Source organism: Pseudonocardia sp. EC080619-01 (assembly GCF_001420995.1).
In the GTDB taxonomy this organism is placed as follows: domain Bacteria; phylum Actinomycetota; class Actinomycetes; order Mycobacteriales; family Pseudonocardiaceae; genus Pseudonocardia.
Map to the genome: position 1 here is coordinate 2,172,722 of NZ_CP012184.1, position 23,117 is coordinate 2,195,838.

The window sequence follows — 23,117 nt, forward strand, 5'->3', positions numbered from 1 at the left end:
CCCCGGGGTCCGCCGTGGGGAAACGTCCTGTCCGATCAGCGCCGCGCGACCAGCACCCAGTCCTCGTCCGACGGCGGCGCGAACTCCCCGCCGGATCGCGGCGCGTCCCGGTACTCCCCGGTCCTCGGGTCGAACCACTGCGCCCGGGCCGTCCCGTCGAGGGCCCCGGGCCGGAGCGCGACCGACCGGCCCGACGGGGTGTAGACCAGCAGGTAGGACCCGTCGGCGGCGCGGTTGGCCACGATCCGGTCGGCCCCCGATCCGGTGTCCGACGCGAGCACCGACGGCGCCGGCTCCCCCTGCGTGAACGGCAGCGACGTCATCAGGTCGCGCAGGTGCACCATCTGCCGCCCGGCCGGGAGCTCGAGTGCGTCGGTCCAGCTCCCGCGCGCACCGAGCTCGCCGCTGCCGCCGTCGCTGAACTGCCAGACCGCGTGCGCGCCGTAGGTGTGGCCTGCGGCGCCGCCGAGCACGGCCCAGTACGCGTCGCGGCGCACGTCCTGAGCGGTCGAGAAGCCCTGGTCCGGCTCCCAGCAGTACGGGTGGTCCTCGTAGATCGGCTCGCCGTCGACGAACGGCCGGGCAGGGGTGGCGGCGTAGGTGGACCCGACCAGCTCCCGCCGGACGTCGTAGCGCAGGCAGTGCCCGCCCTGGATCATGTGGAAGTCCAGCCAGGGGGCACCGGCGAACCACTGGGCGGAGCTCTGGTCGCCCTGCGGGTGGTACGTCGTCAGCTGGGTCCCACCGCCGGCGTCGAGGCCCTCCGCGAGCGCGGCCCAGAGCTCCTCCTCGCCGTCGGCGGGATGGTCCCCGCCGAGGGTCCAGGTCACGTTGTCCCGGTCCCCGTAGCGCTCGCCGATGAACCGGCCGTAGGCACCGGCGTTGCCCTCGTCGACCACCGAGCCGGTCTGGTCGTCGCCCCACACCGGGTGGATCGCGAGGTACAGGCCGCGCTCGGCGGCGGCGTCGATCACGGCGTCGACGCGGTCCCAGAACTCGTCGTGCTCACCGACGCTGCTCACGTCGCCGTTCACCGGCCTCGTCGCCCCGGCCTGCGGGAAGATCGCCACGGTCTGGATCACCGTGTAGCCCTGGGCGGCGCGGGTGTCGAGGTAACGGAGGGTCTCCTCCCGGTCCGCCTTCCCGAGCAGCGCCCACGCGGTGTCGCCCAGCCAGAAGAACGGCCGGCCGCCCGCGGAGAACCACCGGCCGTCGGTCTCCAGCCGCGGCGTCCCGGCGTCCGCGGCCGGGACGGGCGGTGGCCCGGCCGGCCCCTCGGACCGGTCCGGGCCGCGTGACGGCAGCGACGAGGTGACCCCGGCGGCGGCGAGCACACCGACCGACAGCGCGACACCGAGCGCCACCGAAGTCCGCCGGGTGCGGCTCGGTGTCGGGCGTGGCATGGGGCCTCCGGACCGCAGCGGGACCCGCAGGTCCGTCGATGATCGACCGCGAACCTACCGGCGGAGGGGGCGGTTCCACCGGAACGACCCGTCGACGGCCGAGTGATGTCTCCGTGCAACGCCGACCCCGTAGGCTGCGCCACCGTGATGACCCGATGAGCGGCCTGTTCGCCCTGCTCGACGACGTGGCGGCACTGGTGCGGCTGACCGCGTCGTCCCTCGACGACGTCGCCGGAGCGGCCGGGCGGGCCGGGGCGAAGGCGGCCGGCGTGGTCGTCGACGACGCCGCCGTGACCCCGCGCTACGTCCAGGGCCTCGAGCCGGAGCGGGAGCTGTCGATCATCCGGCGGATCGCCACCGGCTCGCTGCGCAACAAGCTGCTGGTCATCCTGCCGGTGGCGCTGCTGCTGAGCCAGTTCGCGCCGTGGCTGCTCACCCCGATCCTCATGCTCGGCGGCACCTACCTCTGCTACGAGGGCGCCGAGAAGATCTGGGAGAAGCTCGCCGGGCACACCCCGACCGCCGAGACCCAGGACGAGCAGGCCGCCGCCGATCCCGACGCGCACGAGAAGAAGGTCGTCTCCGGTGCGGTGCGGACCGACTTCATCCTCTCCGCCGAGATCATGGTCATCGCGCTGAACGAGGTGGCGTCCGAGGGATTCGTCGCCCGCGCCGTGATCCTGGCCGTGGTGGCCGTCGCGATCACCGCGCTCGTCTACGGCGTGGTGGCGCTGATCGTGAAGATGGACGACGCCGGGCTGGCACTGGCCGCGCGCGGCTCCGGGGCGGTGGCCGCGTTCGGCCGCGGGCTGGTGCGGGCGATGCCGGTCGTGCTCACGGTGCTGTCGGTCGTCGGCGTCGCCGCGATGCTCTGGGTCGGCGGGCACATCCTGCTGGTGGGCACCGACGAGCTCGGTTTCCACCCGCTGTACGGATTCGTCCACCATCTGGAGCTGCTGGTGCACGACGCGACCGGCGCGCTCGGCGGGTTCCTCGGCTGGCTCACGAACACCGTCGGCTCGGCGATCCTCGGGATCGTCGTGGGCGCGATCGTCGTCGCGGTGCTGCACCTGGTCCCCTGGCCCCGGCGGGCGTCGGCCGCGCACTGACCGGCGTCCCTCGGCCACGCACCCCGTTGCCGTGCCGCGCACCCCGTTGCGGTGCCGCGCACCCCGTTGCGGTGCCGCGCACCCCGCGCAGCGGGTGCGCCACGCCGTGACGGGGTGCGTCGCCGATCAGATGTCGCCGACCTCGGCGGGCAGCTCGTCGGTCGGGCGGTCCAGCCAGAACCGGTGCGTCCCCACGGAGTCGACGGTGACGCCGAACCGTTCGGTACCCGGCGAGCCGAGCTGCCGCCAGATCCGGGCGACCGCCTCGATCCGGTCCCACGGACGTCGCGGGCCGCCCTGGGTGACCGCGCTCCCGTCGAGCCGGGCCCACGAACCGGCGCCGTCGGAGATCGGTTGCCCCGGTACCGGCGGGACCTCCAGCTCGGGGCAGGCGATCCCGATCAGCGTCCGCAGCCCCGGGGCGTCGAGATCGCGGGGATCGACGACGCTCTCCCGGGGGCCGGTGCGTTCCCCGGCCCGGATGTCCGGAGTGGTGCGCGCCGGGTCGAGGAGCGGGTGGTCGACGGTCGGGCGCATCCACATGAACAGCCCGGGGCGGCCGACGAGGTGCCCGGCGACGTGGTCGTGGTCGAGCCTGTCGAGCGCCACCAGGCTGCTGCTGGACTCGCTGCGCAGGTCGGCGACGATCCGGCCACCGGCGGCGAGCTGGGACACCCACGCGCCCGGCACCCTGGAGACTCCGCAGGTGGCGATGATCCGGTCGTAGGGCGCCCCCTCCGGCGCCCCGTCGCCACCGTCCCCGGTGACGACGGTCGGGTGCATGCCGAGCGCGGCGAGACGTTCGCGCGCCGTCTCCGCGAGATCGGGCTGCAGCTCGACGGTGGTGACACGGGCCGCGCCGACGACCGACGACAGCAGGGCCGCGTTCCAGCCGGTGCCGGTGCCGATCTCCAGCACCCGGTCCCCCTCGGTGACGTCGAGCAGCTCGAGCATGCGGACCATCAACGACGGCAGCGTGGACGACGACGACGGGATCGGGTGCCCGTCCAGCACCGTCGGTGACGACCGGAGCTCGGTGACCAGGGACCGGTCCGCGTGGACCGCGTCGGCCCACCGCTCGGGGTCGGTGGTGGGGTCCACGCGCTCCCAACCGCTCCCGTCGGTGGTCTGCTCGAAGAACTCGGGTACGAACACGTGGCGGGGCACGGTGCGCAGCGCCTCCGCCCACCGCGGGTCGGTCGACGCCCCGTCCTCGGCGAGCGTCCCGGCGAGCCGTTCCGCACGGATCCTCCAGCCGGGTGTCACCGCGCGTCCGCTTCCCGAGCCAGCTGGTCGGCGAGTGCTCGCGAGATGGGAGCTCCGGTCTCGTGCTCGATCCAGCCGTACTGGCCGCAGGTGTTCGCCTCCAGGAACACCCAGGTGCCGTCCGGTCGGACGACGAAGTCGAACGCGGCGAACACGAGCCCGAACCCCTTCAGATAGCGCTGCACTCCGGCCCGGACGGCGTCCGGTGTCTCCGCGACCTCGTAGGACAGGGCGGTCGGGTCGGAGCGCCAGTCGATGTGGGTCGAGGCGCTGCCGGCCCGGATCCGGGCGGCGAACAACTCGTCGCCGACCGCGGTGAGCCGGACCTCGTGGTCCTTGTCGATCCAGCGCTGCAGGAAGTGCGGGCCGATTTCGATGCCGGACAGGTCGCGGACGTCCTCGGTGGTGAGGAGGTGGGTGTGTCCGATCGAAGTGTCGGTCCCGTCGATCAGCATGATCGAGCCGAGCGGCTTGATCACCGTCGGCGCAGCGGTGGCGAACGAGCGAGCCGATTCCGGGCTCGAAGTGATCAGCGACTCGGGGGTCTCCAGACCACAGTGGTCGGCCATCCGCAGCTGGCGAGGTTTGTAGTCGGCGTCGGCCTGCACCGCCGGGTGGTTGACCCAGTGCACCGGCAGGTCCGAGAGGACCCCGCCGAGGGCCAGGCGGGTCTCCAGATCCGCGTGGCGCCGCTCGGCGGGGTTCATCCCGGCGGGCCACCGGCAGCGACGGGTGGACCGGTTCCAGATCGCCCGGATCTCGGTCAGGTCCACCGTGCGCTGCCCGCTGTGCAGGGTTCCGGACCACCGGCCGGAGGTGAACATCGCATCGATACCGACGTCGTGAGGCACGTCCGCGGTGTCGCACCGGACGACCGGAACGCCGCGCTCGGTGAGCATCAGCAGGACCCGATCGACGGCGATGTCGTCCTTCGCCGCGAGGATCAGGACCGTCATCAGTTGCTGTCCGGGTCCTGATCCATCTTGGTCTCCTCGTTGCCGTCCATGTTGCCGGTGGAGGTCTGGCTCCACGACGCATCCGGCCCCTCGACGACCGGGCGGCCACCGACGTCGACGGTGACCTGCTGGTCCTCGCTGTAGCCGAACGCCGGCTCCGCGCACGGCGCCGGCTGCGGGGTGAAGAACCTCAGGCCGAAGGGACGGAGAGCGTCGGCCGATCCGTCAGCGACCTCCTCCGCCACCGCGGCGGAGCGGCCACGGCCGCGGGTCAGGGGGAAACGGGATCCGACAGGACACAGAACGGTCATGGCGCTCTCTCCGTGGCGATCGACATTGTTGCCGGTGTGATGAACGACGACATTCACCGGAGTGGCTCGACTGCCCCACGATAGACCGCACGAACCACCTCTCAGCAGCATGAACGGCGAGAGCCCGCCGATCGACTGATAATCGCGACAGATTTATTTTCGCCGATATCCGGCAGATCCGTTTCAGGAGAAAGCGACACACAGAATCCGCCGCCTCGATCACTCACCAGTCCGACGACCCCCTCCACGCACCCCGTCACCGGCCCGCGCACCCGCTGCGACGGGTGCGCCGGTCGGCGACGGGGTGCGTCACGCGGCGACGGGGTGCGCCGCGGTGACGGGTGCGGGGCGGTGACGGGTGCGGCGGGCGGTGACGGGGTGCGGCGGGGCGGGCGGGGCGGGATCACCGGCCGATCGGACGCACCTCGGCGGCCTGCGCCGCGGCCGCCTTCCGCAGCCCGGCCTTGTACGGATCCGGCGACAGGAACGCCGCGACGATCGTGATCAGCACCATCGCCGACATGTAGATCGCGATGGCGTCGAAACCACCGGTGGCGTCGAGCAGCGCCGTCGCGATCACCGGGGCGAGTCCCCCGGCGAACACGCTCGCACCCTGGGCCCCGATCGACGCGCCGCTGTAGCGCACCTCCGGCTCGAACAGCTCCGAGAAGTAGGCGGGCTGCGGCGCGTAGACGGCCGAGTTGCCGACGTTGACCGCCACCACGGTGGCCAGCACGATCAGCGGCAGCGACCGGGTGTCGAGGGCCCAGAAGTACGGCCAGCTCATCCCGAGCAGCACGAACGAACCCCACAGCACGGTGCGCCGCCGCCCCCAGCGGTCGCACGCCCAACCGTAGAACGGGATGCTGACCAGCCCGATCGCCGACGAGACGATCACGGCGACCAACAGGTCGCCGCGTGCCATCCCGAGCACCACCGTGCCGTAGGTCAGCACGAACGTGGTGTGGATGTAGAAGGTGCTGTTCTCGGCGAACCGCAGGCCGGCCGCGCGGAGCACGTTCCCCGGCTGCCGGCGCAGCACCGCGAGCACCGGCTGCCGCTCGATCTTCCCGGCTGCCCGGGCCTGCTCGAACACCGGCGACTCGGCGACCTTGAGCCGGATCGCGATCCCGAGGGCGACGAGCACGATCGACGCGAGGAACGGGACCCGCCAGCCCCAGGCGAGGAACGCCTCCTCCGACATCGTCGCGGACATGACCAGCAGCGCCAGGTTCGCCGTGAGCATGCCGGCGGGCACACCCGTCTGCGGGAAGCTGCCGAAGAACCCGCGCCGGTGCGGTGGCGCGTACTCGACGGCCATCACCGCGGCCGCGCCCCACTCGCCGCCGAGCCCGATGCCCTGCACGATCCGCAGCAGGACGAGCAGGATCGGCGCGGCGACGCCGATCGTCGCGTAGGTCGGCATCAGCCCGACGAGGAACGTGCCCCCGCCCATCAGCACGACCGACAGCACCAGCATCGACTTGCGGCCGATCCGGTCGCCGAAGTGCGCGAAGATCACCCCGCCGAAGGGCCGCGCGACGAAGCCGACGCCGAAGGTGGACAGCGCGAGCAGGGTGCCGGTGAGCGGGTTGGCGGTCGGGAAGAAGAGCTTGCCGAACACGAGCGCGGCGGCCGCGCCGTAGACGAAGAAGTCGAACCACTCGATCGACGTGCCGATCAGGGTCGCCAGGGCGACCCGGCGGGTCTCCCGGGGCGTCGGCGTCGTCGTCGGGGACGGATGCGTCATCGAACCCTCCCGCACTGCGGAGATCACCATCGGATGTGATCTGCACCATACGTTGCAGTGAGTAACGACACCAGGCCACGTGACGACACTGCATCCAGCCAAAATTGTTAACAATCACGGCGAACATCTTGTGCTGGAAAGTGGTCGAGACGTAGCGTCCTGCGCGCCGGACGTCCGAGCGACGTCGGACTTCGCAGGAGGAGGCCAGAGTTGCCCACCGACAGCACGCCGCCCGGAACGGCGGACCCCGCCGTGACCCCCGGCTGGCTGGCACCGCACCCGGCGCCGGCGGCGCCGACGATCGACCTGCCCGCGGGCACGGTCGACGCCCACTGCCACGTCTTCGGCCCCGCCGCGACCTTCCCCTACGCGCCCGAGCGCAGGTACACCCCGTGCGACGCCGGCCGGGACCGCCTGGAGGCACTGCACACCCGTCTGGGGATCGCCCGCCGCGTCGTCGTACAGGCCACCTGCCACGGAGCCGACAACAGCGCGATGGTCGACGCCGTGCGCTCCGCGGACGGGCGGGCCCGCGGGGTCGCCACCGTCCGCCCCGACGTCACCGACGCCGAGCTCCGGGATCTCCACGACGCCGGCGTCCGCGGCGTCCGGTTCAACTTCGTCCGGCGGCTGGTCGACGCGGCCCCCACCGACGAGCTGTCCCGGATCGCGGCGCGCATCGCCCCGCTGGGCTGGCACGTCGTCGTCTACTTCGAGGCGGCCGACCTCCCGGACCTGGAGGACTTCTTCGCGACCTTCCCCGTCCCGCTGGTCATCGACCACATGGGACGCCCGGACGTCACCCGCGACCCGGACGGGCCGGAGTTCGCTCGCTTCCTGCGGTTCGCCGACCGGAACCGCTGCTGGGTGAAGGTCAGCTGCCCGGAGCGCCTGACCGTCACCGGCCCGCGGGCGCTCGACGGCGAGCGGCACGCCTACACCGACGTCGTCTCGTTCGCGCGCACGGTCGTCGAGGAGTTCGGCGACCGGGTGCTCTGGGGGACGGACTGGCCGCACCCGAACCTCACCGACCACATGCCCGACGACGGGCTCCTCGTCGACCACGTCGCGCACGTCGCCGGCTCCGCGGACCTGCGCCGCCGGCTCCTCGTCGACAACCCCATGGCCCTCTACTGGCCGGAGGAGTGCGCATGAGCACCGGAACCACCCCGCACACCAACGCCACGAACCGGCTGGACCGCCTGCCGATCGGCCGGTTCCACAAGGTCACCCTGGTCGCCGTCGCGTTCGCGTACTTCTTCGAGTTCGCCGACATCAACACCTTCGCCACGACCGCGCCCCAGCTGGTCCGGCTGTGGGGGGTGACGGTCGACCAGGTCGCCTACGTGACCTCCCTGTCGTTCGTCGGGATGTTCGTCGGGTCGATCGTGGCCGGGAGACTGGCGGACCGCTGGGGGCGCCGCGCGACCCTCATCGGCACCACGATCTGGTTCTCGATCTTCTCGATGGCCTCCGCCTTCACCTGGGACATCGTGTCCATGGGCGTCTGCCGGGTGCTGACCTCCGCGGGCCTGGCCGCGATGACCGTCGTCGCGGTCATCTACGTCAACGAGCTCTACCCGGCCGCCGTCCGGGGCCGCTACCAGGCCTACGCCATCGTGATCGGCATCTGTGGCACGCCGGTCACCAACCTGATCGCGAGCGCCGTCGTGCCGCTGTCGGACTGGTCCTGGCGGCTCGTCTACGTGTGGGGCGCGCTGGGCATCGCCTTCCTGTTCTTCTCCCGCCGGATCGTGGAGTCCCCGCGCTGGTACGAGAGCCGGGGCCGGTACGACGAGGCGGAGGCCGCGCTGGGCCGGATCGAGCGGGAGATCGAGCGCGAGCACGGTCCGCTCACGACACCCGCGGAGGCCGCCCCGGACGCGACCGTGCCGGCGCGGAAGGCGCCGCTGCGGGTGCTGCTGCAGCGCCGCTACCTGATGCCGACGGTCGTGCTCACCGTGCTCTGGGTGACCCAGACGATCGGCTTCTTCGGGTACTCGAGCTGGGCACCGACGCTGCTCGCCTCGGAGGGCTTCAGCGTCGAGAAGTCGATCTTCTACGTCGCGCTCACCACCGTGGGCGCCCCGCTCGGGTCGCTGCTCGCCGCCCTGGTCACCGACCGGTTCGAGCGCAAGTGGCTGCTCGTCGTGTTCGGACTCGCGATCGCGGTGAGCGGGCTGCTCTACGGGCTGACCTTCGATCCGCTGTTCATCGTCGCCTTCGGGTTCCTGGTCAACATGCTCGAGCGCGGCTACACGGCGCTCGCCTACGCCTACTCCCCCGAGCTGTTCGACATCCGGGGCCGGTCGCTCGGCACCGGTGTGGCGTACGGCGTCGGGCGCCTGTCGAACGCCGTCGGCCCGCTGGTGATCGCCGCGCTCTACACCGGGTCCGGCTACCAGAGCGTCTTCTTCTTCATCGCGGGGTCGTGGACCGTCGGGGCGCTCGTCCTCGCCGTGTTCGGCCCGCGCACCCGGCCGTCCGCCCGGCGCCGCACCGCCGCGACGACCGGCGGGGCATGACCCCCGACCGCACCGGCGGTCACCGACTCCAGCAGACACCGGAAGGAACCGACGTGAGCACGACTCCACGCACCGGGGTGGTCGTCACCGGCCCGCCGCGGGCCGACGCCGCCGAGGTCGCGGTACTGGCCGGCTACGGCGTCGCGACCGTCCACGAGGCGCTGGGCCGCACCGGCTACCTGGGCCCGGACCTGCGGGCCAGGCAGGACGGCGTCCGCACCGGCGGGACCGCCGTGACCGTGCTGTGCCGGCCCGGGGACAACCTGATGATCCACGCGGCGGTCGAGCAGTGCCGCACCGGCGACGTCCTCGTGGTCACGACCACCTCGCCGTGCGTCGACGGGTTGTTCGGCGAGCTGTTCGCGACCGCGCTGGCCCACCGCGGCGTCCGCGGGCTGGTCACGACGACCGGTGTGCGGGACGTGGCGGAGCTGCGCGCGATGGGCTTCCCGGTGTGGTCCGCGGCGGTCAGCGCGCAGGGCTCGGTGAAGGCGAGCCCGGGGGCGGTGAACGTGCCGGTCGTCCTCGGCGGCGAGGTGGTCCGCCCCGGCGACGCCGTCCTCGCCGACGACGACGGCGCCGTCGTCGTCGCCCGCGAGCGGGTCGGCGAGACCGTCACGGCCGGACGGGCCCGGCTCGACAAGGAGGAGGCGGCGCGCCGGGCCTTCGCCGGGGGCGAGCTGAGCCTGGACCGGTACGGCCTGCGCGACGAGCTGGCCCGGCTCGGCGTCCGCTACGTCGACGGCTCCACGCCGGGGGAGCCGGCGTGATCGACGGCGTGCCTGCCGCCCTGATGCGGGGCGGCACCTCGAAGGGGCTGTTCCTCCTCGCCTCGGACCTGCCCGCCGATCGGGCCGCCCGGGACGAGCTGCTCCTGCGCCTGATGGGCAGCCCGGACCCCGCCCAGATCGACGGCGTCGGCGGCGCGACCCCCGTGACCAGCAAGGTCGCCGTGGTCGGTCCGTCCGACGATCCCGGCCATGACGTCGACTACTTGTTCCTGCAGGTCGGCGTGGACGCCGCGACCGTGTCCGACCGGCAGAACTGCGGGAACCTGCTCGCGGCCGTCGGGCAGTTCGCGATCGGGCGCGGGCTCGTCCCGGCGGGCCCGGAGCGCACGGAGGTCCGGATCCGGATGGTCAACTCCGGCTCGACGGCGGTGTCCCGGTTCGCGACGCCGGGTGGCCGGGTCGAGTGGTCCGGCGGGACCGCGATCGCCGGGGTGCCCGGGACCGCCGCGCCCGTCCTGCTGGACTTCCTCGACACCGAGGGCTCGACGACCGGCGCACTGCTGCCCACCGGCCGGGTCGTGGACCGGATCGACGGCGTCGACGTGACCTGTGTGGACAACGGGATGCCGGTCGTCGTCGCGCGGGCGGACGCGTTCGGCCTGAGCGGCTACGAGACGCCGTCCGAACTGGCCGCCGATCCGGGGCTCGCGTCCCGGGTGGACGCGGTGCGGACCCGGGCCGGCGAGCTGATGGGGCTGGGCGACGTCCGTGCGGCGCCGGTGCCCAAGACGACCCTGGTGGCGCCGGCCCGGCACGGCGGCGCGATCAGCACCCGCACGTTCATCCCGGTCCGCCCGCACCCGGCGATCGGCGTGCTGGGCGCCGTGAGCGTCGTGACCGCGGCGCTGATCGACGGCGGTGTCGGGCACGACCTGCTCGCCCGCGGCGACGGCGGCCCGCTCGCCGTCGAGCACCCGACCGGCTCGCTGGAGATCGACGTCGCGATGGCCGCGGGCGACCCGCCCCGGGTGACCCGCTCGACGGTGGTCCGCACGGCACGCGCGCTGTTCGACGGCGTCGCGATACCCCGGGCGTGACCGGCTCCGCGGGCCCCACGACTATCGTGGGCCCCGGGTGTTGCCGATCCTGGCGTGGAGGTTGTCGACAATGAGCTCAGCGGAGCGCCGGGACGCCACGGCCCCGGCCGGGACGGTCGCCGACGCGCTCCGTGACGCGATCGCCGGCGGCGACTTCGCCCCCAACCAGCGGCTGGTCGAGGCCGACCTGTCCGAGCAGTTCGGGGCGAGCCGGGCGGCGGTGCGGGCCGCGCTGCTGGAGCTCACCAGCGAGGGCCTGGTCGAGCGGGTGCAGAACCGCGGGGCACGGGTCCGTGCGGTCTCGCTGGACGAGGCGGTCGAGATCACCGAGGTCCGGATGGTGCTGGAGGGGCTGCTCGCCGCCAAGGCCGCGACCCGCCTGTCCGACGACGACCGGTCCCGGCTGCGGGGCATCGGCTCCGCGATGCAGGAGGCCGTCTCCTCCGGGGACCTGCTCGGCTACTCCGCGCTCAACAGCGAGCTGCACGGCGTCGTCCGCGAGGCGGCTGAGCAGCACACCGCGGGGACGATCCTGGAGCGGCTGCGCGGGCAGAACGTCCGTCACCAGTTCCGGCTCGCCATGCAGCCCGGGCGCCCGTCGGTGTCCCTCCCCCAGCACCTCGCGATCATCGAGGCGCTGTGTGCGGGCGACCCCGAGGCGGCCGAGCGGGCGATGCGGGTGCACCTGCAGAGCGTCGTCGAGGCGTTGCCCCAGGTCGAGCCCGCTCCGCGGGCCGGGCGCCGCGGCTGACGCCCGGCCGGCGGCTCACCCGGCGAGCGCGGCCGCCAGCCGCGGGTAGACGCGCAGCGCGTTGCCGGACAGGACGGCCGTCCGTTGCTCGTCGGTCAGCGCGGCCGCGTCGACGTAGCGCCGGGTGTCGTCGAAATGGTGCCCGGTGCGCGGGTCGATCCCGCGGACGGCGCCCACCATCTCCGACCCGAACAGCACGTTGCGGGTGTCGACGACGTCGAGCAGGAGGTCGATCCCCGGCTGGTGGTAGACACAGGTGTCGAAGAAGACGTTGCCCATGAGGTGCTCCTCCAGCGGCGGCCTGCCGAGCATGTCGGCGAGCCCGCGGTACCGGCCCCAGTGGTATGGCACCGCTCCGCCGCCGTGCGGGATGACCAGGCGCAGCTGCGGGAATCGGGCGAACAGGTCGCCCTGCAGAAGCTGCATGAACGCCGTCGTGTCGGCGTTCAGGTAGTGCGCCCCGGTCGCGTGGAAGACCGGCGTGCAGCTCGCCGACACGTGCACCATCGCGGGCACGTCGAGCTCGCACATCGTCTCGTAGAGCCCGAACCAGTACGGGTCGGTCAGCGGCGGCGCGGTCCAGCGGCCGCCGCTCGGGTCCGGGTTGAGGTTGAGCCCGACGAACCCGAGCTCCTCGACGCAGCGGCGCAGCTCGGTGACGGCGGCGTCGAGCGGCTCCCCCGCCGTCTGCGGCAGCTGGCACACCCCGGCGAACCGGTCCGGGTACAGGGCGACGACCCGGGCGATCAGGTCGTTGCAGGCCCGTGCCCAGGCGGTCCCGACCGCGAGGTCACCCTCGTGGTGCGCCATGGCCGACGCCCGAGGGGAGAAGATCGTGAGGTCGGCGCCGCGCTCGTCCATCAGCCGGAGCTGGTTCTCCTCGATGCCGTCCCGGATCTCGTCGTCGCCGATCCGCGGGTACGGGGCCGCCGGACGGCCGTCGAGGAACGCCCGGAGCTGGTCCTCCCGCCAGGACGTGTGCGCTCCCGGCGCGGTCGTGAAGTGGCCGTGACAGTCGATGATCATGCAGTCCTCCGGGTCCGGAGCTGCGCTCCGACGGCAGTGCACGTCAATGCTAACGAAATTGTCAACAATAATGAAGACAGAAATGCTCTGCCTCAGGTCCGGGGCGACCCGGCCGCGGGCAGCCGCTCCGCGAGCCCCGCGACGAGATGGTCGAGCGCCGCGACCACCCGCCGGGGCGGCGACGCATCGTGCACCGCGACGAGGTCGGCAGGCGGCGTCGGGATCCCGGGCAGCACCTGCACCAGCTCCCCCGCCTCCAGCAGCGGCGCCACCTGCCACAGCGACCGCATCACCAGCCCCCGCCCGGCCAGGCACCACGCCGTCGCGACCTCGCCGTCGTTGCAGGTCGTCGACCCCGTCACCCGGACGCCCGCGACGTCGGGCCCGGTCCCGAAGCGCCAGTGGGCGTAGGCGGTGTCGTTCTCGCGGATCACGATGCAGTCGTGCTCGGCGAGCTCGCCGAGCGTGCGCGGCTCGCCGCGCCGGGCCACGTAGGACGGGGCGGCGCAGACGACCCGCCGGTTGCGCAGCAGCGGCCGCGCGTGCATCCGCGAGTCCGGCAGCGGCCCGGCGCGCACGGCGAAGTCGTACCCGGTGCCGCCCACGTGCACCGGCAGGTGCGAGAGCTCCAGGTCGATCCGCAGGTCCGGGTGGGCCGCCCCGAACGACCCCAGCAGCGGCGCGAGGTGCGACCGCCCGAACCCCATCGTCGCGTGCACCGCGATCCGACCGTGCAGCCGCGCGGACCGGCGGCCGATGTCGTCCTCCAGGTCGTCGATCCGCCCGAGGACGTCGACCGCACCCTCGGCGTAGCGGCGCCCCTCGTCGGTCAGCGTCAGCCGCCGGGTACTGCGGTTGACCAGCCGCGCTCCCAGCCGTCGTTCCAGCCGCGCGAGCCGCTTGCTCACCGCCGACACCGACACGCCCCAGACCCGTGCGGCCTCGGTGAGCGTGCCCGCCGCGGCGATGCCGGTGAAGAAGCGGAGGTCGTCGAGCTCGGGGAGGTCCACGCGGTTCCTTTCGTCTCCCGAAAGACTGTCACGGGCAGACGGGCCTTCAACCGGCGGAGTTCGCGGGAGAGGCTAGGAGGAACCAGCCCCGGCCGTAGGAGGAGTTCCATGCCCGCCACGCACCGCATCGCCGTCATCCCCGGTGACGGGATCGGCAAGGAGGTCGTCCCGGAGGGCGTCCGCGTGCTCGAGGCCGCCGCGGAGCGCTTCGGGTTCGGGCTGGACCTGACCGCCTTCGACTTCGCGAGCGCCGACTACTGGCTCGAGCACGGCACGATGCTCCCCGCCGACTGGTTCGAGCAGCTGAGCGGCTTCGACGCACTGTTCTTCGGCGCCGTCGGCTGGCCCGAGGTGCTCCCGGACCACGAGTCGCTGTGGGGCAGCCTGCTGCAGTTCCGGCGCCGCTTCGACCAGTACGTCAACCTGCGTCCGGCCCGCCTGCTGCCCGGTGTCGCCGCGCCGCTGGCCGGACGCTCGCCCGGCGACATCGACATGCTGATCGTCCGCGAGAACACCGAGGGCGAGTACTCCAGCGTCGGCGGCCGGATGTTCGAGGGCACCGACCGGGAGACGGTGATCCAGGAGACCGTCATGACCCGCACCGGCGTCGACCGGGTGCTGCGCTACGCGTTCGAGCTCGCCCGCAGCCGCCCGGACCGGCACCTCACCTCGGCGACCAAGAGCAACGGCATCGCGATCACCATGCCGTACTGGGACGAGCGGGTCGCCGCGATGGCCGCGCAGTACCCGGACGTCGACGTGGACAAGTACCACATCGACATCCTCACGGCGCAGTTCGTGATGAACCCGGACCGGTTCGACGTCGTCGTCGCCAGCAACCTGTTCGGCGACATCCTCTCCGACCTCGGCCCGGCCTGCACCGGCACGATCGGCGTCGCCCCCAGCGCGAACATCAACCCGGACCGCACGTTCCCCAGCCTCTTCGAGCCGGTGCACGGCTCCGCACCGGACATCGCCGGCAAGGGGATCGCGAACCCGGTCGGCCAGATCTGGTGCGCCTCGATGATGCTGGAGCACCTCGGTGAGCAGGCCGCCGCGGACGCGGTCCTGGCCGCGATCGAGGACGTGATCGGCCGTGGCGGCGCGACGACGACGCCCGACCTCGGCGGCACCGCCACGACCGCCGAGCTGGGCGCGGCGATCACCGAGGCCGTCCGCGGATGAGGCTGCCGGAGCCGTTCCGGACCACCGACGTCGACGCCGGCGGGGTCCGGATCCGGGCGGCCGTCGGCGGCGACGGCCCGCCCCTCCTGCTGCTGCACGGCTACCCCCAGACGCACCTGATCTGGCACGACGTCGCGCCGCGGCTGGCCGGGCGGTTCACCGTCGTGGCGACCGACCTGCGCGGGTACGGCGACAGCGACAGGCCCGCGCCGGGTCCCGGCGACGCGGCGTACGCGAAACGCGCGATGGCGGGCGACCAGCTCGCCGTCATGGCCGCGCTGGGGTTCGACCGGTTCGGGGTCGCCGGGCACGACCGCGGCGGCCGGGTCGCGCACCGGCTCGCGCTCGACGCACCGGAGGCGGTGTCGGCCCTGGCGGTGCTCGACATCGTGCCGACCCGGCACGCGCTGCGGCACGCCGACGCCGACTTCGGGCACGGCTACTGGCACTGGTTCTTCCTGACCGCGCCGGCCGGGATCCCGGAACGGCTGATCGGCAACGACCCCGAGTTCTGGATCACCGCCCGGATGCGGTCCCGGCACCACGGCGGGACCCCGTTCGACCCGGCCGCCGTCGCCGAGTACGTGCGGTGCTTCGCCGACCCGGCGGCGATCGCGGCGTCGTGTGCGGACTACCGGGCGGCCGCCGGGATCGACCTCACCCACGACGACGCCGACGCCGGCCGGCTCGTGCAGGCGCCGCTGCTCGCACTGTGGGGTGCGCACTCGTTCGTCGGGCGGACCTACGACGTGCCGGGCGTCTGGCGGGAGTACGCGCGGGACGTCGCCGGGATCCCGGTCGACGCCGACCACTACCTGCCCGAGGAGCGGCCGGAGATCGTCGCGGAGCACCTCGCGGCGTTCTTCGGCTGAGCGGTCGGGCGGGACCGGCGCGGGCTGCGCCTCGGGTCAGGTCGAGCCGGCCCGGTGGGCGCTCGGGGATCGGCCGAAGCGGGCGCGGAACGCCCGGCTGAACGCCGCTGGGTCCGGCATCCCCCACCGCGCGCCGACCGCCCCGACGCCGAGATGGGCCAGCTCGCGGCGGCGCAGGTCCTCCCAGGCCCCCTGCAACCGCTCCTCGCGGATCACGCCGACCACCGAGGTGTCCTCCTCCGCGAAGAGCTTGTGCAGGTAGCTGACCGAGATCGCGCAGGCCGCTGCCACCGAGGCCGGGCACAGGTCCCGGTCGGCGAGGTTCCCCCGGATATGGCCACGGGCGCGTGCCACGTGCAGGTTCTCCGGTGCGGCGGCCGGGACGTGGCTCCGGACCAGGGCGACGAACAGGTCCCCGATCGTGCGGGCGACCGCGTCCTGGCCGGCCACGGGCAGGTCGTCGGCGACGGCGCGGTCCAGCGAGGACAGCAGCGGGGGCAGCATCGCACCGACCCCGCGCCGGCCGTCGAAGGTGACGGCGGTGGCCGCGGACATCTCCGCGGCGGAGAGCGGCAGCCGGCTCTTCGGGTGCAGGCACACCGAGTACTCGAAGCTGTCGGAGGTCACGAAGCTGAACGGGCGGCTGCTGTCGTAGATCACGAACTCGCCCGGGCCGATCACGGTCTCCCGCCCGTCCTGCACGACGAGCGTCCGGCCGCGGCGGGCCAGCGCGATCTGCAGGTAGTCCTCGTCGGCGGCGCGGACCTGCCGCTCGGTGCGCACGAACCGGTGCGGCACCGACGAGATACGACGGACGTGGGTGTCGGCGACGGTCGCGGCCGTCACCCGGCCCGCGACGAGGCCGCGCCCGGCCGGCCGCACGTCGAGCGCGACGAACTGGTCGCAGACGGTGGACCGCCAGAAGTCCAGGCGGTCGCACTCGGCCACGGTGGTGGTGTCGATCGTGACCAGGGCCATACCGCAGCGTGACACGCGCAGGTCACGCGCGCATTGCCCGGATGTTCGCGGTCGATCACCGGTGCCGGTCGGCGGCCCGGGCCCGCACGCCGGCGTCGGAGCAGAAGCCCGCGCCGGAACGCTTGAGGCACAACAACCCGAGCAGCCGGCCGTCGTCGTCGACGACGGCGAGGCGGCGCCGCCGCGCCGCGCGCATCGCGTCCCGGGCGTCGCCGAGCGGTGTCCCGGGAGCGGCCGTGCGGCCCCGGGTCGTCCCAAGCCACCGCACCGGTGCCGCGGGCGGCCGGCCGATGAGGTCGCCGCGCTCGACCACGGCGAGCAGGGTCCCGCGGTCGACGACGAGCAGGGCGTGCACGTGGTCGTTCCGGAACGCCTCCCGGGCCTGGTGCACCGTGGTCGTGCGGGAGCAGGTCCGCGGGAACCGGAGCATCGCCCCGGCGACGTCCACCGGCACGGCACCGGCACGGCCCGTGGCGGGTGCGGTGGTCATCCGGGTCCTCTCAGGCGGCGTCGCTGGAGTGACCGGGGACGACCGGCAGGCCGGGCCGGACCAGCGGGACGAGGTTGTTGACGGCCAGCGCCGCCTCCCCGAACCCGACCGAGATCAGCCGCACCTTGCCGTCGAAGTCGGTGATGTCACCGGCGGCGAACACCCGGGGCAGGTTCGTCCGCATCGACCGGTCGACGGCGATGTTCCGCCGGTTCAGCCCGATCCCCCAGGACGACAGGGCCGTCAGGTCCGCCCTGAACCCGAGCGCGGCGACGATCTCGTCGGTGGGCAGGGTCAGCACACCGTCCGGGCCCCGCAGGTCGACCTCGGCGACGCGGTCGCCGCCGCGCACGTCGAGCACCTCGTACGGGGTCAGGATCCGCACCCCGGACGCCCGCAGGCCGGTCACGCTGCGCTCGTGCGCGCGGAACGCGTCGCGGCGGTGCACGAGCGTGACCGAGGACGCGACGGGTTCCAGGCACAGCGCCCAGTCGACGGCCGAGTCACCGCCCCCGACCACGAGGACGTCCTTCCCGGCGAGCTCGGCCGGACGCGGAACGGCGTAGCGCAGGCCGCGTCCGGCGTACTCGTCGCCCGCGGGGAGCGGGCGCGGGGTGAACCGCCCCATCCCGCCGGTGATCAGCAGCGCCCCGGCCCGGATCCGGGCGCCCCGGTCGGTGGTGACGGCGACGCCGTCCGGGAGCTGTTCGAGCTGCGTGGCGTCGTGCCCGAGCAGGTAGGTCGGCCCGCCGGGCGCGGCCTGCTCGACGAGCGAGTCGACCAGGTCCTGGGCCCGCACCCGGGGGAAGCCGGCGACGTCGAACACCGGCTTCTCCGGGTAGAGCACCGACATCTGCCCGCCCAGCTGGTCGAGCGCGTCGACCACGACGACGGACAGGCCGCGGAACCCGGCGTAGTAGGTGGCGTACAGCCCGGCCGGTCCCGCTCCGACGACGACGAGATCGGCCTGCAGGTCCCGGCTCACCGGGGCCTCCGCTCCGCGACCAGCGGGTGGTCCTCCCCGACCGGGTCGGCGTCCTCGCCGCCGCCGGTCAGGCCGTGCGAGCGCACGAAGACCGCGTTGGCCTCGACGAACGCCGCCTGCTCGGCGGGGACCTTGTACTCCCAGTGGATCGCCTCGCTGGGGCAGGCCGGCATGCACTTGCCGCAGTCGACGCACTCGTCGGGATGGGATGTACATCATCCGGTCGCCCGGGTAGATGCAGTCGACCGGGCACTCCTCCATGCAGGCGCGGTCCTGGACGTCGATGCAGGCCTCGGTGACGACGTACGCCACGGTGGTCTCCTCTCCGGAGGGGGTGCGGCGGGGCCGGACTCAGGCGATCTCGACCTCGACGAGCGTGTCCGAGAACGTGGGCGCGTTGCCCAGGTCGCCGAACACGGTGGGGTTGACGGCGGCGAGCGTGGAGCCGGCCTTGGAGTTCTTCCGCCAGCCGCCCATCGGGCTGACCACGACCCCGCGGGGCACGGTGTCCTGCAACGACGCGACGACGGTGAACTCCCCGCGATCGTTGAACACCCGCACCGGGGCGCCGTCGGTGATCCCGCGGGAGGCGGCGTCGTCGGGGTGCACGACCAGGCTGTGCTCGTCGGCCACCCGGCGGTGGAACTCGTGGCTGCCGAAACTGGAGTTCAGGAACGCGTGCGACTTCGGGGTCAGCAGGTTCAGCGGGTAGCGGGCGGCGAGCTCCGGGTCGGCGGCGGCGGACTCGCGCGGCGGGATGTAGTGCGGCAGCGGGTCGACCGGCTGGCCGGGCTGGTGGTCGTTGCTGCCCTGCCGGAACAGCGGGACGACGAAGTTGCCGCCCGCGGCGGCAGCGGACACGAACTCGGCCTTGCCCGACGGCGTCGGGAAGCCGCCCTCGGCGTGCGGGGCGTAGGCGTCGGGCGGGGCCACGGAGAGCCGCTGCCAGCCGCGCTCCTGCAGCGACCCGACGGTGATCCCCTCCATGTGCGGGTGGGACCAGTCGAACGCCTCGGCGATCATCTCGGCGTCGGTGCGCCGGAACACCGGGTCGTCGAAACCCATCGCCGCGGCGAGCCGCCGGAACAGCTCGGTGTTGGGGACCGCCTCGCCGATCGGGTCGATCGAGCGGTGGTTGTAGGTCACGTAGAGGTGGCCCCAGGAGAACATGATGTCGTCCTGCTCGAGCTGCGTCGTGGCGGGCAGGACGATGTCGGCGTACTCCGCGGTGTCGGTCATGAACTGCTCGGACACGACCGTGAAGAGGTCCTCGCTGCGGAGCCCCTCGATCAGCCGGTCCTGGTCCGGGGTGGTGACGACCGGGTTCGAGTTGTAGACCATCAGCCCCCGGATCGGCGGGCCGGCGGGGAGGTCACCGGCGAGCGCGGCACCGAGCCGGTACTGGTTCACCACCCGGGTGCCCGGGGTGAGCATCTCCGGGTGCATGAAGGCGCCCCAGTTCACCGGGAACGCCCACAGCGGCAGTTGCAGGATGCCGCCGCCGGGCCTGCGCCACGCCCCGACCAGGCCGGGCAGGCAGGACAGCGCGCGCACGGTCTGCCCGCCGCCGGCGTGGCGCTCGACGGCGACCCCGATCCGGATCACCGACGGCTGTGCGGTCGCGTACTCGCGGGCCAGGACCCGGATCGTCTCGGCCGGGACGCCGGTCTCGGTCTCGGCCCACTCCGGCGTGTAGCGCTCGACGCGCTCGGCGAACTCGGGGAAGCCGACCGTGTAGCGGTCGACGTAGTCCTGGTCGGTCAGCCCCTCGGCGATGATCACGTGCGCCATGGCGAGGGCGAGCGCACCGTCGGTACCGGGCCGGATCGCGATGTGCTGGTCGGCGGCGGCCGCGGTGCGGGAGCGGATCGGGTCGACGACCACGACCTTCGCGCCGTTCCTGCGCGCCTTCGCGATGTAGGGCCAGAGGTGCAGGTTGGTGCTCATGATGTTGCAGGCCCACACCAGGACGAACTTCGAGTGCACGAGGCTCTCGGGATCGACACCGGCGGTGTCGCCGATCGTCATCGCGTAGGCGGTGCAGGAGCCGGAGTCGCAGTAGGTGCGCTCGGCGACGGTGGCGCCGAGCTTCGCGAAGAACGGGTCGCCGACGTTGAGCCCGTTCAGGATGCCCTGGGTGCCCAGGTAGCTGACCGGCATGATCGCCTCGGGGCCGTGCTCGTCGGCGATCGCCCGGAACCGCGTGGCGATCTCGGCGACGGCGTCGTCCCAGGTGATCCGCTCGAAGCGGCCGCTGCCCTTCGGTCCGGTGCGGCGCATCGGGAACAGCACCCGGCCGGGGTCGTACACCCGGTCCAGGTAGTTGTTCACCTTCACGCAGAGCCCGCCGTTGGTGTACGGGTGCCCGGGGTCCCCCGCGACGTCGACGGCGCGGCCGTCGCCGTCGACCGTCACCAGCATCGCGCAGGTGTCCGGGCAGTCCTGGGGACAGGCTGCCCGGACCACCGTCGTCGCGGTCGGGTCGAACGTCGCGGTCATGGCAGTACCTCCGGCCTCGTGGTGGATGGCGCGTCGTCCACGAGACTGGCTGCCGGACCGGGTCCGGGTCTTGGCGTTGCGGGCAGAGCCCTTGTCGGCGGGTGCAGTACCCCCCGGTACCGCTCAGGCGTAGGTGTGGAACCCCCGGCCGGCCTTCTTGCCCAGCAGACCCGCCTCGACCATCCGGGCCAGGAGCGGCGGCGGCGCGTACAGCGGCTCCTTGAACTCGGCGTACATCGACTCCGCGACGGCCTTCACCGTGTCCAGCCCGATCAGGTCGGACAGCGCCAGCGGGCCCTGCGGGTGCGCACACCCGCGGACCAGACCCTCGTCGATGTCCTCCGCGGTGGCGAACCCGGACTCCATCATCCGGATCGCCGAGAGCAGGAACGGCACCAGCAGGGCGTTGACCACGAACCCGGCCCGGTCCTGGCAGTCGATCGCCTTCTTGCCCAGCCCCTCCTCGACGAAGGAACGGGCGCCGGCGAGCGTGCCGTCCGACGTCATCAGGCTCGGCACCAGCTCGACCAGAGACAGCACCGGCACCGGGTTGAAGAAGTGGATCCCGACGGCCTGGTCCGGGCGCGACGTCGCGACCGCCAGCTTCATGATCGGGATGGAGGACGTGTTGGACGCCAGGATCGCGCCCGGGTCGGTGACGACCCGGTCCAGCTCCCGGAAGACGCCCGTCTTGATCTCCTCGTCCTCGGCGATCGCCTCGACGACGAGCTCGCGGTCGGCCAGCGCGTCCAGCCCCTCGACGACCTCCAGCCGCTCCAGCACGGCGTCGGCGGACTCGATCCGGCCGCGCTTCTCCGCCCGCCGCAGCGACGACTCCAGCCGCTCGACACCGGCCTGCACCGCGGCCGGCGACGTCTCGACGACGCGGACGTCGTACCCGGCCCGCGCGGCGACCTCCGCGATGCCGGACCCCATCTGACCGCAGCCGACGACCCCTACCCGTTCCACTGTCACTCCTCGTGTCGACACCGCGTCCGTCCCGACCCCATCACGGCCGGGCGCCTCAGCCGAGGGCGACCCCGGCGAGCCGGTCCCGCACCTGCTCGGAGAACGTCCCGCGGAACGCGGCGAACGTGACGACGCCGCTGTCCCGGAAGTCCTGCCGGGTGGGCTCGTCGAGCCCGGTCAGCACGAGCGCGGCGGACGCGACCGTGCCGTCGTCGTTGCGGGTGGCGAGCGCGGTGCTGCAGACGCCGGGCAGGTCGCCGTCGGTGATCCCGACGGCCGCGACGCCCGCTGGCAGCCGCGCGGTCCGGGCACCCTCCAGGTGCCGGCGGGCGACCGCTCCGGCACCGGGCACGCCGAGGTCGTCGGCGGCGCACGCCCGGTGCAGGGACGCCAGGCCCCGGGCGGTGCCGCCCGGTGACCCCGCCCAGAACTCGCGGTCACCGGGGACCGCGGAGGCGTCGGCCCGGGCCGCCGCCGCCACGGCGGAGCGCTGCTCCGGCGACGACGCGTACGCCCGGCCGGCGGCGAGCGCGTCGGCCCGCCGGGTCGCCGGGTCCGGCACCCGGCCACGGGTCGCCAGCAGCGTCTCGCCGGCGTGGCAGGGCAGGTCGTGGCCGGGCAGGCCGCCGGCCGCGGCGGCCTCGGTCAGTGGGTCGTCACCGAGCGTCTCGCGCAGCAGGTCGGCGGCGGCGGGGTCACCGTGCGCGGTCAGGGCGCGGACCACGTCGTCCCAGTCCACGCTGCTCTGCGGTCCGGCGCCGAGCGCGGTGAGCGCGTTGCGGTGCGCGTCGCGGTCGGTGCCGGGTACGTACCAGCGGTCCCACTCCGCCACCGGGACCGGCGCGTCGGCCGGGAACCCGGCGGCGACGGCGCGGGCGTAGGCGGCGAGGGGCACGACCGCGCCCGCGGCCGCGATCGGGCGCACCGTCGTGGCGCGGTGCTCGACGACGGTCCCGCGGCCGTCGTCCAGGTACAGCGACCAGCTCTCCGGTGCGGACCGGAGCCGCTCGAACAGCGGGCCCGCCGGGTCGTCCGGATCGACCGGCTCCGGCTGCACGGGACGGCCGGTGATCCGGTTGTCGGCCTCCGCCGAGCAGGCGGTCGTCCCGAGCAGGACGGCGGCGGCACCCAGCAGGGCGCGGCGGCTGATCGGCATGGTGGCTCCCCCGTGCACCCGGACGGCAGCTGTCCGGAACGTCCGATG

The 23,117-nt window shown here is 73.4% G+C and carries 21 protein-coding genes and 1 pseudogene; 8 read left to right on the plus strand and 14 right to left on the minus strand.

All coding sequences use genetic code 11. The annotated features are described in order from the left end of the window. Positions 1 to 35 precede the first annotated feature (35 nt). Positions 36 to 1,403, minus strand: a complete 1,368-nt coding sequence (locus AD017_RS10125; protein ID WP_082399155.1) for a glycoside hydrolase family 140 protein — start codon at positions 1,401 to 1,403, stop codon at positions 36 to 38. Positions 1,404 to 1,558: 155 nt separating this feature from the next. Between AD017_RS10125 and AD017_RS10130 the strand changes: the two genes are divergently transcribed. After that, complete coding sequence (locus tag AD017_RS10130; RefSeq protein ID WP_060574053.1) at positions 1,559 to 2,512, plus strand: DUF808 domain-containing protein; 954 nt, start codon at positions 1,559 to 1,561, stop codon at positions 2,510 to 2,512. Between the two features lie 126 nt (positions 2,513 to 2,638). Here the strand turns inward: AD017_RS10130 and AD017_RS10135 are convergent, their stop codons facing one another. The 4 genes from AD017_RS10135 to AD017_RS10150 all read right to left on the minus strand — a co-directional run bounded on the left by AD017_RS10135 (position 2,639) and on the right by AD017_RS10150 (position 6,795). Beyond that, complete coding sequence (locus AD017_RS10135) at positions 2,639 to 3,778, minus strand: methyltransferase domain-containing protein (protein ID WP_060574054.1); 1,140 nt, start codon at positions 3,776 to 3,778, stop codon at positions 2,639 to 2,641. After that, entirely contained in the window at positions 3,775 to 4,734 is a 960-nt protein-coding gene (gene tgmB, locus AD017_RS10140) for an ATP-grasp ribosomal peptide maturase (protein ID WP_060574055.1), read from the minus strand. The genes AD017_RS10135 and tgmB overlap by 4 nt, the downstream gene beginning before the upstream one ends. Next, the gene (tgmA, locus tag AD017_RS33315) at positions 4,734 to 5,102 is read right to left on the minus strand and encodes a putative ATP-grasp-modified RiPP (protein WP_168170513.1); all 369 of its coding nucleotides are present in this window, start codon (positions 5,100 to 5,102) and stop codon (positions 4,734 to 4,736) included. Before tgmA ends, tgmB begins: the two co-directional genes overlap by 1 nt. Before the next feature lie 346 nt (positions 5,103 to 5,448). Beyond that, positions 5,449 to 6,795 carry an MFS transporter gene (locus AD017_RS10150; protein ID WP_227012708.1) on the minus strand — a complete coding sequence of 449 codons (1,347 nt, stop codon included), beginning with the start codon at positions 6,793 to 6,795 and terminating at the stop codon, positions 5,449 to 5,451. Positions 6,796 to 7,005: 210 nt separating this feature from the next. Between AD017_RS10150 and AD017_RS10155 the strand changes: the two genes are divergently transcribed. The 5 genes from AD017_RS10155 (at position 7,006) to AD017_RS10175 (ending at position 11,899) form a co-directional block, all read left to right on the plus strand. Beyond that, complete coding sequence (locus AD017_RS10155) at positions 7,006 to 7,950, plus strand: amidohydrolase family protein (protein ID WP_227012709.1); 945 nt, start codon at positions 7,006 to 7,008, stop codon at positions 7,948 to 7,950. Continuing rightward, complete coding sequence (locus AD017_RS10160) at positions 7,947 to 9,320, plus strand: MFS transporter (RefSeq protein WP_060574059.1); 1,374 nt, start codon at positions 7,947 to 7,949, stop codon at positions 9,318 to 9,320. Before AD017_RS10155 ends, AD017_RS10160 begins: the two co-directional genes overlap by 4 nt. Positions 9,321 to 9,373: 53 nt before the next feature. Continuing rightward, a complete protein-coding gene (locus AD017_RS10165; protein ID WP_060576330.1) occupies positions 9,374 to 10,090 on the plus strand; it encodes a 4-carboxy-4-hydroxy-2-oxoadipate aldolase/oxaloacetate decarboxylase in 717 nt (238 codons plus the stop codon). After that, a complete protein-coding gene (locus AD017_RS10170; RefSeq protein ID WP_227012710.1) occupies positions 10,087 to 11,148 on the plus strand; it encodes a 4-oxalomesaconate tautomerase in 1,062 nt (353 codons plus the stop codon). The genes AD017_RS10165 and AD017_RS10170 overlap by 4 nt, the downstream gene beginning before the upstream one ends. 70 nt (positions 11,149 to 11,218) lie before the next feature. Further along, complete coding sequence (locus tag AD017_RS10175; protein WP_010241858.1) at positions 11,219 to 11,899, plus strand: GntR family transcriptional regulator; 681 nt, start codon at positions 11,219 to 11,221, stop codon at positions 11,897 to 11,899. A gap of 15 nt (positions 11,900 to 11,914) precedes the next feature. Here AD017_RS10175 and AD017_RS10180 read toward each other — a convergent pair whose 3' ends face one another. Continuing rightward, positions 11,915 to 12,925 carry an amidohydrolase family protein gene (locus tag AD017_RS10180; protein WP_010241857.1) on the minus strand — a complete coding sequence of 337 codons (1,011 nt, stop codon included), beginning with the start codon at positions 12,923 to 12,925 and terminating at the stop codon, positions 11,915 to 11,917. A 92-nt stretch (positions 12,926 to 13,017) separates the two neighbouring features. After that, positions 13,018 to 13,935, minus strand: a complete 918-nt coding sequence (locus AD017_RS10185; RefSeq protein ID WP_060574060.1) for a LysR family transcriptional regulator — start codon at positions 13,933 to 13,935, stop codon at positions 13,018 to 13,020. Positions 13,936 to 14,043: 108 nt separating this feature from the next. Between AD017_RS10185 and AD017_RS10190 the strand changes: the two genes are divergently transcribed. Beyond that, positions 14,044 to 15,120, plus strand: coding sequence for a tartrate dehydrogenase (locus AD017_RS10190; protein WP_060574061.1), 1,077 nt, complete (start codon positions 14,044 to 14,046; stop codon positions 15,118 to 15,120). Beyond that, the gene (locus AD017_RS10195) at positions 15,117 to 15,992 is read left to right on the plus strand and encodes an alpha/beta fold hydrolase (RefSeq protein WP_010241851.1); all 876 of its coding nucleotides are present in this window, start codon (positions 15,117 to 15,119) and stop codon (positions 15,990 to 15,992) included. The genes AD017_RS10190 and AD017_RS10195 overlap by 4 nt, the downstream gene beginning before the upstream one ends. 36 nt (positions 15,993 to 16,028) lie before the next feature. Here AD017_RS10195 and AD017_RS10200 read toward each other — a convergent pair whose 3' ends face one another. From AD017_RS10200 to AD017_RS10230, 7 genes and pseudogenes are all read right to left on the minus strand, one after another. Beyond that, positions 16,029 to 16,970 carry a helix-turn-helix domain-containing protein gene (locus AD017_RS10200; RefSeq protein ID WP_010241849.1) on the minus strand — a complete coding sequence of 314 codons (942 nt, stop codon included), beginning with the start codon at positions 16,968 to 16,970 and terminating at the stop codon, positions 16,029 to 16,031. Positions 16,971 to 17,025: 55 nt separating this feature from the next. Continuing rightward, a complete protein-coding gene (locus AD017_RS10205; RefSeq protein WP_060574062.1) occupies positions 17,026 to 17,460 on the minus strand; it encodes a CBS domain-containing protein in 435 nt (144 codons plus the stop codon). A 10-nt stretch (positions 17,461 to 17,470) separates the two neighbouring features. After that, complete coding sequence (locus tag AD017_RS10210) at positions 17,471 to 18,445, minus strand: NAD(P)/FAD-dependent oxidoreductase (protein WP_060574063.1); 975 nt, start codon at positions 18,443 to 18,445, stop codon at positions 17,471 to 17,473. Then, positions 18,442 to 18,757: pseudogene (fdxA, locus tag AD017_RS10215) on the minus strand (ferredoxin). The gene AD017_RS10210 and the pseudogene fdxA overlap by 4 nt, the downstream one beginning before the upstream one ends. 39 nt (positions 18,758 to 18,796) lie before the next feature. Beyond that, positions 18,797 to 20,944: a molybdopterin-dependent oxidoreductase gene (locus tag AD017_RS10220; RefSeq protein ID WP_010225210.1), complete on the minus strand. Its 2,148-nt coding sequence runs from the start codon at positions 20,942 to 20,944 to the stop codon at positions 18,797 to 18,799. A gap of 123 nt (positions 20,945 to 21,067) precedes the next feature. Then, positions 21,068 to 21,880 (minus strand): 3-hydroxybutyryl-CoA dehydrogenase, encoded by an 813-nt coding sequence (locus AD017_RS10225; RefSeq protein ID WP_255388981.1) that lies wholly within the window; start codon positions 21,878 to 21,880, stop codon positions 21,068 to 21,070. A gap of 88 nt (positions 21,881 to 21,968) precedes the next feature. Next, the gene (locus tag AD017_RS10230; protein ID WP_060574065.1) at positions 21,969 to 23,069 is read right to left on the minus strand and encodes a hypothetical protein; all 1,101 of its coding nucleotides are present in this window, start codon (positions 23,067 to 23,069) and stop codon (positions 21,969 to 21,971) included. Positions 23,070 to 23,117: the final 48 nt, after the last annotated feature.